This is a genomic window from Thermoactinomyces vulgaris, assembly GCF_003688725.1.
GTDB classification, from domain to species: domain Bacteria; phylum Bacillota; class Bacilli; order Thermoactinomycetales; family Thermoactinomycetaceae; genus Thermoactinomyces; species Thermoactinomyces vulgaris.
The window spans coordinates 407,161-425,404 of record NZ_REFP01000007.1 but is presented as its reverse complement, the minus strand read 5'-3'; the positions used below and the strand labels follow the sequence as shown (position 1 = coordinate 425,404).

Genomic DNA, 18,244 nt, shown 5'->3' with positions numbered 1-18,244 from the left:
CTTCTCATTATTTGGTCACATCGGTGCCAAACCATTTTTCGGATATTTTCGCCAGCGTTCCGTCTTTTTCCATTTCATCCAAAGATTTGTTGATGGCCTTTACCAATTCTTCATTGCCTTTTTGCACCGGGAATGCCGATTCGGCCCGGTCACTTTGGATGTCAATGACTTTCAATGGCAGATCATTCGTTTTCAACATTTCCGCAATCGCCAGTTTATCATTGAGGGAGAGATCGATGCGCTTGGCGGCCACATCCTGCATCGCCCCCATCATATCTTCATAAGCCACGATTTGAGCGCCATGCTCTTCCGCCATCTTTCCATAGTTGCTTGTCGGGGTTTGCCCGGCTTTTTTTCCTTTGATATCTTCAATCGTGCGGATGGTTTGATTATCCTGATGCACCACCAGCTGTGCATATGAAACGGTATACGGTTTGCTGAAATCAAATTTCTCCTGCCGCTCGGGTTTAATCCCCACTTGGTTGGCCACCATATCGATTTTTCCGGTTTGCAGACTGGTCAACAGCCCGTCCCACGGAATTTCCACAAATTCCGCTTTCACACCGAGCCTTTTGGCCACTTCCTGTGCCACTTCCACATCAAAACCGGTTAACTGATTGGTTTTAGGATCATGAAAACTAAAAGGCTTATAAGTCCCTTCCGTTCCTATCCGGATGGATCCCCTCTCTTTAATCTGACTCAGCATGTCCCTGTCGGTTTGCACACTGCACCCGGTCAGTTGCACAAGAACCATCAATCCAAGCAAGTAAACCAAACCATGTCTGAACCACTTCACAGAGCGTCTCTCCTATCAAAACACAAGTTTTTCGATCTATTTTAACGGATAAAGCAATTTTATGCTACTTACTATCGATCCCCTTGTCAAGGAGTGATTATACAACGAAACAACATAAAATTTTCCTGTCAATCATCGTTTTTCTTCTGTTGCCGGTGAAACGTCATCAGTCTCCACAGCAACTTGCGGTACCGCTGATTCACTTCTTCCAAGTAAGTTTGGAAGGATTCACCCGTCATGTTCAGCCAGCTGAAACAACATAGTTCCAAGTAATACACCAACTCTTCCAATTGGGGATGAATGCCTTCCCATTCTCTTTTTTGAACTTGGTCCAACATCCATTCCACTTTCCGTTGAACCTTGCGTATTTGTGCCGTTTTCCGGTACAACTCCGAAACTTCATTCAACTGGCGGACACTCTCATCAATGCCGATCAAAATTTCTCCCAATTCATTGGATGGATTGCATTCACGGGAGCACGGTTTCACGTTAAAGATCATGTCACCACCCCTGTTTCTTGCAGAAACCGTTGAAGAGCCTGGACAGCCAGACAAAATCACGTCTACTATATCACCAATTTTCACCATCCTGCAATGACGGATGATCAAAAATCAAAAAAATTGCGACTCAACCCGTACAACCGGCCATACATCCGCATCGCAAACGAATCTGTCATTCCGGCAATATAATCACAGATTACGCGAGCCCGCTCTGCTTCCGTGGAAGCCTGGTTTAACAGCATCCGGTCATGTTCGGTCAACAACCGCTCTTCCGACAATAATGCCTGAAACAAAGAACGGATGATTTGTTGCCCCTTCCATGCAATGGTTTGAACCCGTTGGGAGAGAATCACCTTCTCGGATACCAATTCTTTTAACCGGTCCAACAAATCCCGCAAATCATCCGGCAACATCACCGAATATTTCAATCGCGGCGACCGGACATTCAGATCGTTCTTTTTCACTTTGACGTGGGTGATCAGCGTGGAAATCAATCCGGAAAACACTTTTTTTAACCGGTATTTCAACTGGGGATCTTCCGGATCCGTCCGGTCCAGAATCATACATGCTTTTTGCAACTCTTGATAAACAGGGTTTTCACCAAAAGGCATCAACAGCTCTTTCAACTGTGCCAACCGGATAAATCCCAGATGAACGGCATCTTCTGCATCGTGCGTGCCGTAAGCTATATCATCCGCCAAGTCGATGATCGAGCACTCCAGCGTTTGATGAACGGTCAGGCGGCGGTTGGCATCTCCGGTCTTCATCAGATAAGCCTTTTCTTCTTCGCTCAGGGACGACACAACCCATTCAAACGCTTCCTGATCACAGCGAAACATGCTGGCTTTCGGTGGAAGAGACGGCTCATCCCGATCCCGTTTTTGCTTCATGGCGGTATCCAGAAAGATCGGGTATTTCATCACGGACAACAGCAACGCGCGTGTCAAATTTAATCCGCCGGCATGCGATTCCCCTTCCAGCCTCGTTAAAATCCGGAATGTCTGCGCATTGCCTTCAAACCCGCCATAGTCCGACATACATTCATGCAACACTTCTTCCCCGCGATGGCCGAAGGGGGGATGTCCCAAATCATGGGCCAATGCCGCCGCTTCCAACAATGAAATATCCAGCGCCTGATTTTCCGAAAAAAAAGGGGAGTGCTTGTTCAGATAAATGCCTATGCCCCGGGCGATTTGGGCGACTTCCATGGAATGCGTCAAACGGGTCCGGTGAAAATCCCCTGCACTTTGCCAAAACACCTGGGTTTTGGACTGAAGACGGCGAAACGCCGCACTGTGCACAATCCGTCCGTAATCTTTCTCAAAATCATCCCGTACATCTTTGAAATTTCTTGGGCTGGAAGCTTTCCGCCGCTCCATGTCTTCAGGCAGATACAATTGGTTTTCTTTCGGACGAACAATCAACATACGCTCCACCCTTATCCATCCGTTCTTTCTTTACAAACGCTTTTAACATTTCTTGGTTTTTTGCCAAATCCCTTCGCGCGTCATCAATTTTCTTTTTGTATAGTTTTCCATTTTTCCAAACATGATAAAAGCAGAACCTTAAAAAAGGAGCGATGGACATGGAAATCGAACGCGCAAAACAGATTTTGCAATCACCGGAGAAAATCACGGTCTTGTACCAAGGAGAACCGGTCTGGATTGACATGGTGGACGAAAGCGCTGAAAAAGCACAGGTTCATTCCGAAACCAATCCCGATGATGTAAAAAAGATCCCGGTTTGGGATCTGGAAGAGAAAAAAGAAGTGCACTGATCTACCGGGGCCGTAAGAAAGCGGAGCCTCCCTTCTGCAAGCGGTACATTTTCCGGTATAACCCCTTCCTTGCCATTAATTCCTGATGTGTTCCCCGCTCCACAATTTCCCCCTGATGTAAAACCAAAATCAAATCCGCGTCCTGGACGGTCGACAACCGGTGCGCAATGACCAGTGTCGTCCGGTCCCGGCGCATATTTTTCAGCGCCGTTTGAATCGCTTCTTCCGTCTCAGTATCCACATGGGCGGTGGCTTCATCCAGCAACAGGATTTTCGGTTCGATCGCCATGGTACGGGCAAAAGAAATCAACTGCCGCTGTCCGCCGGACAGAGTGGCTCCCCGCTCGACAACCGGCTCTTCCCAGGCCCGTGGCAATTTTTCAATAAAGGCATCCGCTTGGACAAACCGGGCAGCTTTTTTCACTTGCTCTTCATTCATCGGATGATGCAGGCGGATGTTGCCGGTCACATCCCCCGCAAACAAAAACGGCTCCTGCATCACCAAACCGATCTTTTGGCGCAATTCCCCGTTGTCATAAAAGCGAAGCGGCACCCCGTCAATAAAAATCTCTCCGCGTTTCACCGGATAAAAACGCATCAGCAAATGAATGATCGAACTTTTTCCGCTTCCTGTATGCCCCACCAACGCGACGGTTTGCCCGGGTTTGACTTCAAAAGTGATATTTTTCAGCACATCCGTCTTTCCATCGTAAGAGAAGGAAACATTTTCAAACCGGATGTGCCCTTTTTTGATTTCGGGTGAGTGATCCCCCTCTTTTCCCGGGGCAAATTCTTTCTGATCCATCAATTCAAAAACTCTTTCCGCCGCCGTGAGCGATTGCTGCAAAGGGGACAAACGCATCATGATTTCATTGACCGGTTCGAAGATTCTTTCAATCAAATTAAGGAATCCATATAAGATCCCCAATTGAACCGCTCCGTCCCGGGAGACAAAGCCGAAATACAACAACACGGCAACCGTTGCGGCGATGGACAAAAACTGTGTCGCAGGCCGCAACATCAAAGCGAAGAACCGGATGTTTCTCATTCCGGACCGGTAATGCAAATCATTGACCCGAGAAAATTCCTTGATAAAACGCCGCTCTTGCAAAAAAGCCTGGATGATGTTCATCCCCGTGATGGAATCATTCAATTTGGCATTCATCCGGCTCAGCTGATGTCTTAAATCGCGGTAAGCCGGCAAACTGAAATCACGATATTTTTTCATCAGCCAAAAAACAACGGGAAGCACGATCATCAACCATGAAGCCAAGGTGACATCGAGCCAGAACATCCCGGCAAAAACAAAAAGAATAAACACCGTGTTTTGCAAAAAAGAAGACAAAACATGCACATAAAAATCTTTCACGGCCTCCGTGTCATTGGTGATCCGGGAAACCAGAGACCCTCCCGGCACCTGATCAAAAAACCGGAGCCCCAATCGCTGGACATGCAAAAACACATCCTCACGCAACGATCTTACCACCCATTGTGCCACAGTATGAAAAGAAAGCATCTGGTAGTAGTTGAGTCCTGCCGCAACACTTTGCAAGACAAGGATTCCCAATCCGTAAACACTTAAGACGGCAAGGTCAAACCGCCCGGGAACCAGGTATTCGTTAAGATAATGGCTGACCAGAAGCGGCACGGTCACTTCGGCGCCCGACCCGGCCAACAAGGCCGCAAATGCCAGCCAAAACCGCTTTTGATAAGGTTTCAAATATCGCAAAAGGCGTTGGAACACCACAATCCATTCATTCCTCCCCACATTCACCACAATTCCAGTTGTTGCCGCTCGTACATATGCCGGTACCAACCGTTTTTTCTCATCAAAGACGTGTGATCTCCCCGTTCGATGATTTGCCCCTGATCCAACACGATAATCCAATCGGCGGATTCGATCGCACTGATCCGATGGGCAATGATCAACGTGGTTTTGTTCTTCCGGTTTTCGGCAAGCTGTTTCAAGATGTTGTATTCCGTCCGTGCATCCACGGCTGACAAAGCGTCATCCAAAATCAAGACATCCGGGTCGGTGATCAGTGCCCGGGCCAGGGAAATCCGCTGTTTTTGCCCCCCTGACAAAGCAACGCCCCGTTCGCCGACGATCGTTTCATAACCATCGGGAAAATTCAAAACATCCTGATGAATGGACGCGATTTTGGCCGCCTTTTCCACTTCCTCCGGCTTCGCGTCCGGTTTGGCAAAAGCAATATTTTCATAAACGGTTCCGGTAAACAAAATATGTTCTTGCGGAACATAACCCATTTTTTTCCTCAGCGATGCCGGCGACACCCGCTCGACCGGGAAGGAACCAAACAAGATTTCCCCATCGGTCACATCAAATTCCCGCAACAACAACCGGATGAGGGTGGTTTTCCCGCTCCCGGTCTTCCCTGTGATTCCGATCGTTTGCCCGCAGCCGATGGAAAGATGAATATCTTTTAAAGCCGGCGTTTTTTGTCTGGGATAATGGAACCGGTTTACCCGGATGATGATGTCTCCGTCCGGAATCTCCCGCTCGGGCTCCGGTCCGTCTTTTACATCCGATTCTTCCTCCAAAAGCTTTATCACACGGTCATAAGAAGCTCTTCCCCGCTCCACCATATTGATAAGAAAGCCAAAAGCCAGCATCGGCCAGACCAATTGCCCCAGATAGATGGTGAATTGAGTGAGCTGGCCGATCGTGAGGCTTTCTCCGGCAACCAGATAAGACCCGTAAGCTATACTGAACAAAAAAGAAAAACCTGCGGACAACATGATGGTCGGATCAAACAAAGCATGCACTCTCGCCACCGCGATGTTTTTGTCTGCCACTTCACCGGTAATCCGGCTGAACGCTTTTTTCTCCGCTTCCTCCATGCCAAACGCTTTGACCATCCGCACACCGGAAATGTTTTCCTGCGCCTTGCCATTCATCTTTGAAAAGGCCTCCTGCGCGTCCCGGAACCGGCGGTTCATCATTTTCCCGTATTTCCGTGTCGTCCAGGCAATCACCGGCATCGGCAATAACGCCACTACCGTCAACGACTCATCAATAAAGAAAAACATCGTCAAGACCACCAGTCCGCCGGTGATCAATGAATCAACCAGTGTTAAAACCCCATCCCCGGCGGTTGCGACAATGGCTTGAATATCATTGGTGGCATGGGCCATCAAATCCCCTGTTCGCCACCGGTGAAAAAACGACGGCGACATCCGGGTGTAATGGACAAAAATTTGATTCCGGAGCCATTTCCCCAGCCGGTTTGCCGCGCCATACAACGCGATCCGCCATACATATCCGAGCACATACCGGATGAGCGCGGCCAGAAGGCACAATCCCGTCCAAAACCACAAATCCCGGACAGTCAGTGTGCGGCTTGCCATCAAGTCCACGACTTCCTTCACGGCATAAGGCGGGAATAATTGTATCAACGCAATCAAAAGCAGTGCGACAATTCCCAGCAAATAGCTCTTTTTTTCCCTTTGAAAAAACCATTTCAAGTATTGATACCGATCCAATCCTCTCCACACCCTCCATCATCCTGCTGGCGCGAAATCATATCCTGTGATACGATTTCGTTTGTAAATATTTTTCAAGTTAAAGGAAAAGGGGGTTGGGGTCCGTGTGACCCCACAACAGAATGAAACCGGAAAACATTCGAAACATCGCGATCATTGCTCATGTGGATCATGGAAAAACAACGCTTGTGGATGCCATGTTAAGACAAAGCCATATCTTCCGGGAAAACGAACAAGTCGAAGAACGGGTCATGGACTCCAACGACTTGGAACGGGAACGCGGAATCACCATCTTGTCTAAAAATACAGCCATTCATTATAAAGACATCAAAATCAATATTGTCGACACCCCCGGCCACGCCGACTTCGGTGGAGAAGTGGAACGGGTGATGAATATGGTCGACGGCGTTCTGCTGCTTGTGGATGCCACTGAAGGACCCATGCCGCAAACCAAGTTTGTGTTGAAAAAAGCGCTGGAACGCGGACACAAAGCCATTGTGGTCGTCAATAAAATCGATCGTCCAAGCGCCCGACCGGAAGAAGTGATCAACCAGACATTTGACCTGTTTATCGACTTGGGGGCCTCGGAAGAACAATGTGATTTCCCCATTGTGTACGCGAGCGGCCTGACCGGTTCCTCCGGTTTTTCTCCGGAGGAACTGAAACCGACCATGGAGCCGCTTCTGGACACCATCATCGAGCAACTTCCGGCTCCTGTGGCCGATCCGGACGGGCCTGCACAGATACAAGCCACTTTGCTGGATTATGACGATTACAAAGGGCAGATTGTCATCGGCCGCTTAAACCGGGGAACCATACAAAAGAACCAAACCCTTGCCTTGCTTCCGCAAAACGGCGAAAAACGCACCGTGAAAGCAGGACAAGTTTTCACACACCAAGGATTAAACCGCATGGAAGTCCAACGGGCCAGTGCCGGAGACATCATTGCCATCACCGGCCTTGGTGAAGTCGGAATCGGGGACACGCTCACCGATCCGGATCATCCGGAACCGCTTTCCCCCATCAAAGTGGAGGAACCCACTTTGCGCATGATGATCGGGATCAACACCAGTCCCTTCGCCGGACAAGACGGTGAATTTCTCACATCGCGAAAAATTCGTGAGCGCCTGATGCGTGAAACGGAAAGAGATGTGGCATTACGTGTTGAAGAGACGGATTCGGCGGATCACTTCCTGGTATCCGGCAGAGGTGAACTTCATTTAAGCATTTTGATCGAAAACATGCGCCGGGAAGGTTATGAATTCCAAGTGAGCAAGCCGGAAGTGATCCTGAAAGAAGAGAACGGAATCAAGCTGGAACCTTATGAGATCGTAGAAATTGAAACCAGCTCGGAGCAACAAGGAGCCGTCGTGGAATTGCTCGGTAAACGAAAAGGACAATTGCAGGATATGGTGGTGTTGGACAGCAGAAACATCCGTTTCACATACAAAGTCCCGTCACGGGGACTGCTCGGCTTCCGGTTGCAACTTTTAACGGCGACGCACGGGGAAGCGATGATCAATACGATGTTTCATGGTTATGAACCTTATGCCGGAGACATCGAGGCATATGATCACGGCTCCCTGATCGCCTGGGAATCGGGAACGGCCACCACCTATGCCCTTCATGCAGCCCAGGAACGCGGACAGCTTTACATCACTCCCGGCACGGAAGTTTATGAAGGAATGGTTGTGGGGCAACATATCCGCGAAACAGATCTGGAAGTCAATGTATGCAAGAAAAAACATTTGACCAGCATCCGGCGCGCCACCGCGGAAGAAGCGCTCCGTCTGGACACGCCGCGCCAACTCTCCATCGATGATGCACTTGAAATCATGAAAGAGGATGAACTTTTGGAGATCACTCCCAAAACATTCCGCTTGCGCAAAAAATTATTGAAGAAAAACGAACGGGACCGGGCCCGCAAACACAAGAAATGAATCCGGACCATAACTGTCTGGCCCAATCCGTTCGCAGTCAGCCGGGGTTATTCGCCCCGGCTTTTTTGTGTTTTAACAGCCACTGATCATAGGAAAGCCGGGGCATGGAAAACATGTCTCCCCCTTTCACGTATGTCCTTCCTGCCATCCGCCCCACCGGTTTCAGTGCACCGGTGTCCACTTTCCCTTGATCATACAGCCCTTCATCCAGATGCACCCAAACCACTTCCCCGATCAGAAAATCCGCATTGGGATGCCGCCCGTTTCCCCCGATCGGCAAATGGCAGTGCAATCTGCATTCCATGTGAATTTTTGCCTCTTGAATCCGGGGAACCCGAACCACGGTCGCCGGGAGCAAATGAAGCCCGACTTTTTCCGCTTCACTTTGATCCGGCGGAAAGTCTACTGCGGTTTCATTCACCAAAGCCACATTTTCCTCGCTTACGGTGTGAACAACAAACTCCCGTTGACCGATGATATTTTTCGCCGTGTCTTTCATTTCCCCGTCCGGCTTGCGCATACAAGCAAACCCCACCATCGGAGGTTCGGTGGCCACCACATTAAAAAAACTGAACGGGGCCGCATTCACAACCCCGGAGGCACTGATGGACGTCACAAAGGCGATGGGACGGGGCAACACCGTTCCGATCAACCATTTATAATTTTCCTTTTGACTCAACCGCCCAGGATCCAGCTGCATCATTCTCCCCTTTCTATTCCGGCAGCCAACTGTACATATATTGCCGGTCTTCCATGTCCAAGGCTGCCTTGGTTACTTTCAGCGGCCGGAATGTGTCAATCATCACCGCCAACTCTTCCGTTCTATCTTTTCCGATGCTTTCCTCGGCTTTATTGGGATGCGGACCGTGAGGCAAACCGCAAGGATGCAACGTCAGGGAACCTTCATGGATGCCGCGCCGGCTCATGAAATTTCCTTTCACATAATACAGCACCTCATCGCTGTGGACATTGCTGTGATAATAAGGAGCCGGGATCGCCAGCGGATGATAATCATACATGCGCGGGACAAAGGAACAAACCACAAAGTTGGTGCCGGCAAACGTTTGATGGACCGGCGGCGGCTGATGGATGGAGCCGGTGATCGGCTCAAAATCATGAATACTGAAGGCCCATGGATACAAATAGCCGTCCCATCCGATCACGTCAAACGGGTGAAAATCATAAATATAGGCATGAAGCCCGCCGCGCACCTTGACCCGGACTTCAAATTCCCCTTTTTCATCCCGGGGGTTCAACGTCTCCGGCACCCGTATGTCCCTTTCGCAAAACGGACTGTGTTCCAACAATTGGCCAAACTCATTCCGATAGCGGCGGGGGGTCGTGATTTCCCCGGTGGATTCGATCACCAAAAAACGCTGGTTTTGATCTTTCATGTTGAGTCGCCAGGTGGTGCCGACCGGAATGACCAGGTAATCCCCCGGGGAATACGGAAGGTCGCCGAAAACCGTCTCCAGCACCCCTTCACCTTCATGCACAAAAAGGATTTCATCGCCGTCACTGTTGCGAAAAAAATAATTCATCTCTTCCACTGGCCGAACCGTGGCAATCGCCACATCCTCATTGACCAGCCAATACACGCGCCCTTCCACGGGGTCTTTTCCCGCTTTGGTTTGAAAAGTGATAAAATGCCGGTGCCGTTGGGCACCTTCTTCCTCCACCGGAATCGACCACGGGCGGATCCACTTGGCTTCACTCACCTGTGTCGGAGGATGAATATGATACAAAATGGATTGGATCCCGGAAAATCCTTTGGTCCCCATCACCTGTTCCCGGTAAAGACTGCCGTCAGGCTGGCGGAATTGAATATGCCGCTTTGGGGGCAATTGTCCCAAATGATGATAAAAGGGCATGGCCTCGCCTCCCCATTCATTCGCATAATAGTCAGATCCAATTTCTATTTTAACAAAATATTTAGTTTTTTGTCTAAATCAATGATTCTGATAATTCATTCTCCTCCGGCGGACACACGGACCGCAACAATTTTTTCATATTTGTTGCAACCCGGCCAGGGTAAAATCAGTCTAAATAAAACAGAAACCATTTTAAAGGCAGGTTTTCAAATGTGAATAAAGATCTGATTATTTCCGGTTTGTCGTTGGGATTTTTGTTTTTTATCGCCTGTTGCATGATTTTTCTTTCAAATCCGACAAAACCTTTTACCGCCGATCAGATCGAAGTTCCTGCCACAAGCGAAACAACCATTCCATAAAAAAAATGCGCCTTTTGAAGGCGCAAAAATCAAATGGCTCACTCAACAAACCGAGCAGCTGCTTGTGGCACTTGTTCCACAGCTTTTGCAAAAATGGACTCAGCTTCTTGCGGATTGGCTGCCATCCCTTCAGCAACAACAGACTGAACATCGGTGATTCCGATAAAGCCCAAAATCGCACGGAGGTAGCGATCCGCAAACTCCAATTCCCGGGCGGGACCTTCGGAATAAACGCCGCCGCGTGCATGCAAATGAACGGCTTTTCTCCCTTCAAGGAGACCAACCGAGCCGTTTTCCGTGTATTTGAATGTTTTTCCGGCCATGCAAATGGCATCAATATATAGTTTCAAGCGCGGTGGGAAGGACAAGTTCCACATCGGGGTGACAAACACATACTTGTCCGCATCCACAAATTGGTCAACCAATTCGTTGAGCCGGTTGACTTTTTGTTCTTCTTCGGGGGTCAGGCTTTGATTTTGAGCCAATTTTCCCCATCCGCTAAAGACATCCTCATCCAGAAACGGAATGTCAGCCTTGTATAAATCCAATTCAATGATTTCATCTTCCGGACTGATTTCTTTTACTTTTTCCAAGAACGCTTTTCCCAAGCGCAAGCTGAAGGCTTCGTTTTCCGGTTTCGGATTTGCTGTGATGTATAAAATTTTAGCCACTGCTGTTCCTCCTGCTTCTGTATAAACTAACCTTTAGTAAGAAGCTTAATATATATAATTAATCAAGTCAACTTAAAAAAATTTCCTTCCTCAGGTCATGCCTTCGCCCACTGGTTTGGCGAATTCCACTGCCGTTCGCTTTGCCAATTGCTTGGCCTGATTGATAATCTCCTGGTATTGAGACGGATCGGCCGTACCTTCCGCAATGATCGATTTCACATCATAAATCCCCATAAAACCGAGCACCATGCGCAAATAACTGTCTCCATATTCCATCGCTTTCATCGCCCCGTGTGAATAAATCCCCCCTCGCGCCTGGATATGTACCGCTTTTTTTCCCACCAACAAGCCGACAGATCCTTCTTCGGTATAACGAAAGGTTTTGCCGGCCATGCAAATGAGGTCAATATAAGCTTTCAACATGGGAGGCACCCCGAAATTCCACATCGGGGTGACAAACACATATTTGTCGGCCATGACAAACTGGTCGGCCAATTCATTGATTCTGGCCAGCTTTTTTCTTTCTGACAAAGAAAGCGGAACACTCTCTTTCATTTTGGCCCACGCATCAAACACTTCCACATCCAAAAGCGGGATCTCATCCCGGTAAACATCCAATTTAATGATTTCATCAAAAGGATTGGAAAGCTCATAGGCATTCAAAAACGCCCTGCCTATTTGCAAGCTCACTGATTCCGATTCTTGTTTCGGGTTTGATGTAATATAAAGCAGAGTAGCCATGGATGACAACCCCCAAATCTTAAAAAAATGCACGGAACATTTCTGTACTCATCAAATATACCATTCTTTTAGAATAAAACCATCAACAAAAATAAAAAAAGCCGGCAAAACGCCGGTTTTTTTATCAAAAGTGAATGCTTTTTGGTTTTATTCGTAATATTTTAACAAGTAGTAATGAACCTGTTCTTCCGGACTGGCTTCCTCTTCCTGCTTCAAAACGGCCCCGCACTGTTCGCAACGGACTTCTTGTTGTTCAGGAGCGTGTTGGGACTCCACGAAAACCCCTCCATCCGAATGTTGTGTTTGAACATATTATATTACAACAGTTTCTGTTGTGCAACAGTTTGTTATAATACATTATTCTGTTTTTTTATTAAATCTTGCAAAACAAGCACAAAAAAACGCACATGCAGACAAAATCTGCTATGTGCGTGAAATGGCCATGCAAAAACGGCCGGGTCTAACCGGGGGGGATCCGCCGGCTTTAGTCATAGCGAACCAATGAAATGATATCCAATCCTTTCAATTTATCTCTTCCGCCAAGATAACCCAGTTCCACAAAAAAGGCCGCTCCCACCGGATCTCCGCCCAATTGCTGAATCAATTCCAATGTGGCGGAAATGGTTCCGCCCGTTGCCAGCAAATCATCGGCAACCAATACTTTTTGCCCTGGAACAATGGCATCTTTGTGCATTGCCAACGCATCTTTTCCGTATTCCAAGCTGTATGTGGTTTCCACCGTTTCATACGGCAACTTTCCAGACTTGCGCACCGGTACAAATCCCACTCCCAAGGCATATGCCAAAGGAGCACCGATGACAAACCCCCTCGCCTCCGGCCCGACAATGAGATCAATTTCTTTTCCTTCCAGTTGGCGGGCAATCTGATCAATGGCTTCTTTGTAAGCTTTTCCATCTTTTAACAGCGTGGTGATATCTTTAAACCGCACCCCCGGTTGCGGAAAGTCTGGAATCACTCGAATCTTTTCTTTGAAATCCATCTGTATATCCTCCCATGTGTGTAAAAGAAATCGTTTCAAACAAATAACGGCACAAATCTTTATAGCTTGAATAAACCAGTGTCTCCAAAACCCGTTCCCGTTCTCTTTGGTGTTGATATGTTTTGGATTCCATCAGCGACCTCTTGGCCGGGTTTTCATGGACGATCAAATCTTCCTGATCCAAGCTGACAAACCCTAATTCTTCAAACACTTGAATCATAAAAGAAATGACACGCTTTTGCAATCCTGTCACCCGCATCAGCGAAGACATATATTTGCGCAGGGAGATCTTCCCTTTCCCTGCAATCACCCGGTACAACTTTGAAAAATCTTCACGGGAAGGGGTTTTCGGCAACAAATGATCAAACTCTTTATCCCCGAACATGACATAAATCCGTTCCGCTTCCCGTCCGTCTTTCAAGCGGTTACGAAACACCTCCAATGTCGGGGGCGATTCCGCCAAGACCAGATGTTTGGCTTGCTTCATGCTTTCCTGTTGCTTTTTATCCATCAGCTCTTCCCATGTCACCACGATTCGATTCGTCGATTGGGACAATTGTTTAAACAGCGTTGAGCCGTTGGAACAGATAAAACATATTTCTTCCGGGTTCAATCCGGCAAGCTGCGACCATTCTTTCCGGTTGCTTCTGAAATCAAACACTTGCAGATGGCGGACCTCCATATCCCGGATAATGATTTGGGGAGCTCTGTGGCCGTTCCATTCATTCATCTCCAGCTCACCGAGCAAACGGATCCGGCCGTGGGGAGTGAGCCCGTCAGCCTGATCCCCCATGCGAAAACCGACCGCGCTTAAGATCCCGTTCTTCCGGTTCAAATACAATTTGACATGTTCTTGTTCCCTTCCCATGCGCTGAATCCGCGCGACAGGCATTTCTTTTACAATAAACAGCGGCTGTGGATTTCCCACTCCAAACGGAGCCAGGATCTCCAGCTGTTCAATGAGGTCTGCCCCGATTTGCTCGGCATCCAATTCTCCTTCCGCCCATTTGAGCGGCACGTAATCTTCCGGGCGGATCCGTTCTTTCGCCAACAACGAAAGCCGCTCATGCAGTTTGGAAATGTTGCGGGCCTCCAGCGTCATTCCCGCAGCCATTTCGTGTCCGCCAAATTCGGGCAACCATTCTTTACACTCGGACAAAGCTTGAAACAAATGAAATCCTTGAATGCTTCTCGCTGATCCCTTGGCCGTTTGTTTTTCTTCGTCGATTCCCAACACCACAACCGGCCGGTAATATTTTTCGACCAACCGGGACGCGACAATGCCGACCACGCCCACATTCCATCCCGGGCGGGCGACGACAATCACATACTTGTGCTTGTCCGGATTCTTCTCAATCTCTTCCACTGCTTCCAGGGTCATCTCATCCACCAATTGTTGCCGTTTTCGATTGAGCACATCCAGTTCTCCCGCAAGGGATTCCGCTTCTTCCGGGTCCTCCGTCATCAGCAAACGGACCGCCGTGTCCGCTGTGTCCAACCGTCCGCATGCATTGATCCGGGGACCGAGCAGGTATCCCACATGACTAGCCGACACGTCATGATCAATATCGCAAGCCTGAATCAAAGCTTTCAATCCAATATGAACCGTCTGGCTCATTCTCTTCAATCCGTAACAGGCCAAAATGCGATTTTCCTCAACCAGCGGAACCAGATCGGCAATGGTTCCCAATGCAGCGATGTCCAGCCACTCTTCCGGCACCTCTTGCAACAAGGCTGTGGCCAGTTTGAAAGCGACACCGACCCCGGCAAGCATTTTAAAAGGATAGGGGCATCCCGGCTTCTTCGGATTGATCACCGCCAATGCATCCGGCAGCGTTTCCTGGGGTTCATGGTGATCAGTAATAATGAGATCCAATCCCAACTCTTTGGCATAAGCCGCCTCCTTGACCGCGGCAATCCCCGTATCCACTGAAAGAACGAGACGGAAACCGCGCTCCTTGGCTTGTTTTAAGGCCTCTTGATTGATCCCGTATCCTTCCCGGAAACGATGGGGAATATAGTAATCCACGGTTGCCCCCAACCGCCGGAGCGTTTTCAGCATCAAACAGGTGCTGCTGACGCCGTCCACATCATAATCCCCGTAAACAAGTATAGGCTCTTTGTCCCTGAGGGCCTGGCGAATTCTTTGGACAGCGGTTTCCATTCCATCCAGCAGGAAAGGATCATTCAGGTCGGCAAGGGAAGGATTTAAAAAACGGCGGGCCTCCGGGATCTCTTTGACCCCCCGGCGAATCAGCATTTTTGAAATGATGGGATGAATGTCCAGTTCTTTAGACATCGCTTCGCTTAAATCCTCATCCACCGGCTCCACATCCCACCTTGCTCTTGCATGCAACATGACCGAACACCTCTCTCTTCGCGCTAACCATTATAGCACAAAGAAAAACGGTCAGAAGACAGAAAAAAAGCCCCAAAAAAGAAGCCATGGAAAGGACATGGCTTCTCCGGTGCATTTTTATTCCGTCACGGCTTTTTTGGAAGGATGCTTTTTTTGCATCGATTTCCATTTCCAAGTGACCCAGAGCGGGCTGGCCACAAAGATGGAAGAATAGGCACCCGAAATCAATCCCAAGAGAAGGGCCAGCGAGAAATTCCGGATGCTTTCTCCGCCCAACAACCACAAAAGAAGAGCGGCAAACACCACCGTTAACACGGTGTTGATGGAACGGACCAGCGTTTGCATGATGCTGTTATTCACAATCGCCGCCAAGTCATCCCATTTGGCGGGATTTTCCTGTTTCATGTTTTCGCGGATCCGGTCAAATATCACAATGGTATCGTTGATCGAATATCCCACAATGGTCAGCACCGCGGCGATGAAAACCAAATCCACCTCGATCTGAAAGAGGGAAAAGGTTCCGACCACAAACATGACATCATACAGCAATGCCAACACGGCGGAAACAGCAAACCGGAATTCAAAGCGAATCGCCACATAAATAATGATGAAAATGGAGGCGATGAGAACCGCTTTGATGGCGTTCATGGCCGTTTCCCGCCCGACCACCGGACTCACGGTCTGGGCCTGAATATTCACGTCGGTTTGAAAGGCCTTTTCAAAAGCCGCTTCAATCTGATTGATCTGGTTTCGCTCCATGCTATGGCTGACCCGGAAAAAAACAAACTCATTTTCCGATCCACCCGTGCGGACATCCGGATCGTGATACCCGAGTCCGGTCAAAACGGTCCGTGCTTTTTCCAGATCCACATTTGGCTTCACATGAATGTCCAGCCGGGTTCCGCTGACAAAATCGACTCCCAGGTTGAGCCCCCGAACGAACAGCGAAATGATGGAAACCGCCACGATCAACAGCGTCAGGATAAAAATCTTTTTTCGATGCTTCACAATATCAAACTTATAGATCACTGATCTCATCCTCTCTCACCCTGAACCAAACCGGGCTTTTCAGCAAGTTGGACCGGACCAGCAAATTCATCATGATCCGGGAAAGCGCCACCGCCGTCACAAAGCTGACGAGAATACCGGCAATCAGTGTCACCGAGAACCCTTTGACACCGGCACTTCCGAAGATAAACAACACCGCTCCGGCAATGATGGTGGTAATGTTCGCATCGAAAATGGTCAAGAAAGAACGTTTGGAACCGGCACGGACGGATGCTTTCATGCTTTTGCCGACACGCATTTCCTCACGAATCCGCTCATTCATAATGATATTGGCATCCACCGCCATTCCGATCCCCAGAATAAACGCGGCAATCCCCGGCAGGGTTAAGGTCACGCCCATCACCATGAAAGTCAACAGCAGCAAATACGAATAAGCCACCAGGGTCGTAACCGCCACAAATCCCGGCAACCGGTAAAAACCGATCATGAAAATAAAGATCGCAACCACGGCATAAGCCCCGGCGATGAGACTGTCCCTCAAGGAGTCTTCCCCAAGGCTGGCATCCACGGAATGGCTTTGAATTTCCTTCATTTTCAACGGAATGGCACCGGCATTCAACAGATCGGCCAGTTGTTGTGCTTCCTCCGTATCCTTTTGGCCGGTGATTTGTGCCGTTCCCCCGGTGATCACTTGCTGAACCACCGGTGCGCTGAGCTGCTGCTCGTCCAAATAAATGGCAATCGGTTGTCCCAGATGTTCACGGGTGATCTTGGCGAATTTATCCGCATTTTTCAGTTGCAACGTGACAACCGGCTGTCCCATCTGGTCATAATCGACTTTTGCCCCTTTTTCCTTCAAATCGCTTCCCTCCAGCAACACTTTCCCCGAAGCATCGCGGAAGGTGAGCTTCGCCTGTTTCCCCAGCAATTCCCGTGCTTTGTTTTGGTCTTTGACTCCGGCCAGTTGCACCCGGATGCGATTGGGCGGTTCAATGGTGATATCCGGTTCCGACACGCCCAGGACATTGATCCGGCTGTTTAAGGCCGCGGCGGTGTCTTTCAAAATCTCCGTATTCACTTTTTGTCCGGGCTCCGCCTCATATAACACTTCAAATCCGCCTTGCAAATCCAAGCCCAATGTGACATGTTTCCATATATAACCGGTAGTTGTGGCCGCCAAGCCGAAAATTGCAACCACCAGGAGGATAAATACGACGATATTGACTTTTCGCACCCTCATTCCTTGTCCTCCTTTTATGTATAAAACACCGTAATTTTAATTATCCCTGCATCCAAAAGCCATGTCAATTTTGCAAAAAAAGACGACAGCGGGATCGCGGCTGTCGTTTATTTCTTTTCATTCTTGTCATCATCATCCTTGTATACCGATAACATCAACCAGTTCATAAAGCGGTTTGCTTTCAAAGAAATGATGTCATTCACCAGCCGGTTCAGCCGGGGCCATCCCCTGCGGTAATTTTCAGAGACACAAGCCCAAACCTGCTCACCCGTCACATTTTCATAACCATACATCCGAAATTCCCTGGCTTTGCTGTTGCACAACTCTTCAATGCATTGCATCAGCTCATGCTCAGGCATCAGTTCGACAGAATCCTTCTGATAACTTCCCACCGGTTTCAAAGGACCTTGTTTCTTTCTCACTTCGCATTCACATCCCGTTTTAAAGGTATTATTCTGAAAGGTTTCCCAAAAATCCT

Annotated in this window: 17 protein-coding genes; 2 read left to right on the top strand and 15 right to left on the bottom strand. The window is 48.7% G+C overall.

Annotated elements, in window-relative coordinates; all coding sequences use genetic code 11:
• Positions 1-7: 7 nt before the first annotated feature.
• From ATH33_RS02505 to ATH33_RS02495, 3 genes are all read right to left on the bottom strand, one after another.
• A complete protein-coding gene (locus ATH33_RS02505; RefSeq protein WP_037993940.1) occupies positions 8-796 on the bottom strand; it encodes an amino acid ABC transporter substrate-binding protein in 789 nt (262 codons plus the stop codon).
• A 128-nt stretch (positions 797-924) separates the two neighbouring features.
• Positions 925-1,296, bottom strand: coding sequence for a hypothetical protein (locus ATH33_RS02500; RefSeq protein ID WP_037993943.1), 372 nt, complete (start codon positions 1,294-1,296; stop codon positions 925-927).
• 104 nt (positions 1,297-1,400) lie between these two features.
• Positions 1,401-2,723 (bottom strand): anti-phage deoxyguanosine triphosphatase, encoded by a 1,323-nt coding sequence (locus ATH33_RS02495; RefSeq protein ID WP_052186642.1) that lies wholly within the window; start codon positions 2,721-2,723, stop codon positions 1,401-1,403.
• A gap of 158 nt (positions 2,724-2,881) precedes the next feature.
• Here ATH33_RS02495 and ATH33_RS02490 point away from each other — a divergent pair, with 158 nt between their 5' ends.
• Entirely contained in the window at positions 2,882-3,073 is a 192-nt protein-coding gene (locus ATH33_RS02490; RefSeq protein ID WP_037993944.1) for an H-type small acid-soluble spore protein, read from the top strand.
• Position 3,074: 1 nt separating this feature from the next.
• Here the strand turns inward: ATH33_RS02490 and ATH33_RS02485 are convergent, their stop codons facing one another.
• Together ATH33_RS02485 and ATH33_RS02480 are read right to left on the bottom strand one after the other, a co-directional pair.
• A complete protein-coding gene (locus ATH33_RS02485; RefSeq protein WP_121874021.1) occupies positions 3,075-4,820 on the bottom strand; it encodes an ABC transporter ATP-binding protein in 1,746 nt (581 codons plus the stop codon).
• Between the two features lie 23 nt (positions 4,821-4,843).
• Positions 4,844-6,577, bottom strand: coding sequence for an ABC transporter ATP-binding protein (locus ATH33_RS02480; RefSeq protein WP_121874125.1), 1,734 nt, complete (start codon positions 6,575-6,577; stop codon positions 4,844-4,846).
• A gap of 122 nt (positions 6,578-6,699) precedes the next feature.
• Here ATH33_RS02480 and typA point away from each other — a divergent pair, with 122 nt between their 5' ends.
• Entirely contained in the window at positions 6,700-8,517 is a 1,818-nt protein-coding gene (typA, locus tag ATH33_RS02475; RefSeq protein ID WP_037993947.1) for a translational GTPase TypA, read from the top strand.
• A 37-nt stretch (positions 8,518-8,554) separates the two neighbouring features.
• Here the strand turns inward: typA and ATH33_RS02470 are convergent, their stop codons facing one another.
• The 10 genes from ATH33_RS02470 to ATH33_RS02435 all read right to left on the bottom strand — a co-directional run bounded on the left by ATH33_RS02470 (position 8,555) and on the right by ATH33_RS02435 (position 18,188).
• Positions 8,555-9,217, bottom strand: coding sequence for a flavin reductase family protein (locus ATH33_RS02470; RefSeq protein WP_049719918.1), 663 nt, complete (start codon positions 9,215-9,217; stop codon positions 8,555-8,557).
• A gap of 13 nt (positions 9,218-9,230) precedes the next feature.
• Positions 9,231-10,388: a homogentisate 1,2-dioxygenase gene (locus ATH33_RS02465; RefSeq protein ID WP_037993951.1), complete on the bottom strand. Its 1,158-nt coding sequence runs from the start codon at positions 10,386-10,388 to the stop codon at positions 9,231-9,233.
• Positions 10,389-10,785: 397 nt separating this feature from the next.
• Positions 10,786-11,418, bottom strand: coding sequence for an FMN-dependent NADH-azoreductase (locus ATH33_RS02460; protein ID WP_037993953.1), 633 nt, complete (start codon positions 11,416-11,418; stop codon positions 10,786-10,788).
• A gap of 90 nt (positions 11,419-11,508) precedes the next feature.
• Positions 11,509-12,159, bottom strand: coding sequence for an FMN-dependent NADH-azoreductase (locus tag ATH33_RS02455; protein WP_037993956.1), 651 nt, complete (start codon positions 12,157-12,159; stop codon positions 11,509-11,511).
• Positions 12,160-12,306: 147 nt separating this feature from the next.
• Positions 12,307-12,435 carry a hypothetical protein gene (locus ATH33_RS13815; RefSeq protein ID WP_255347154.1) on the bottom strand — a complete coding sequence of 43 codons (129 nt, stop codon included), beginning with the start codon at positions 12,433-12,435 and terminating at the stop codon, positions 12,307-12,309.
• A 208-nt stretch (positions 12,436-12,643) separates the two neighbouring features.
• Positions 12,644-13,159, bottom strand: coding sequence for an adenine phosphoribosyltransferase (locus ATH33_RS02450; protein WP_037993958.1), 516 nt, complete (start codon positions 13,157-13,159; stop codon positions 12,644-12,646).
• Positions 13,098-15,518: a single-stranded-DNA-specific exonuclease RecJ gene (gene recJ, locus ATH33_RS02445; protein WP_121874020.1), complete on the bottom strand. Its 2,421-nt coding sequence runs from the start codon at positions 15,516-15,518 to the stop codon at positions 13,098-13,100. The genes ATH33_RS02450 and recJ overlap by 62 nt, the downstream gene beginning before the upstream one ends.
• 117 nt (positions 15,519-15,635) lie before the next feature.
• Positions 15,636-16,556 carry a protein translocase subunit SecF gene (secF, locus tag ATH33_RS13905; protein ID WP_309485128.1) on the bottom strand — a complete coding sequence of 307 codons (921 nt, stop codon included), beginning with the start codon at positions 16,554-16,556 and terminating at the stop codon, positions 15,636-15,638.
• Positions 16,537-17,766 (bottom strand): protein translocase subunit SecD, encoded by a 1,230-nt coding sequence (gene secD, locus ATH33_RS13900; protein WP_309485127.1) that lies wholly within the window; start codon positions 17,764-17,766, stop codon positions 16,537-16,539. Before secD ends, secF begins: the two co-directional genes overlap by 20 nt.
• 107 nt (positions 17,767-17,873) lie before the next feature.
• Complete coding sequence (locus tag ATH33_RS02435) at positions 17,874-18,188, bottom strand: post-transcriptional regulator (RefSeq protein WP_231564570.1); 315 nt, start codon at positions 18,186-18,188, stop codon at positions 17,874-17,876.
• Positions 18,189-18,244 lie beyond the last annotated feature (56 nt).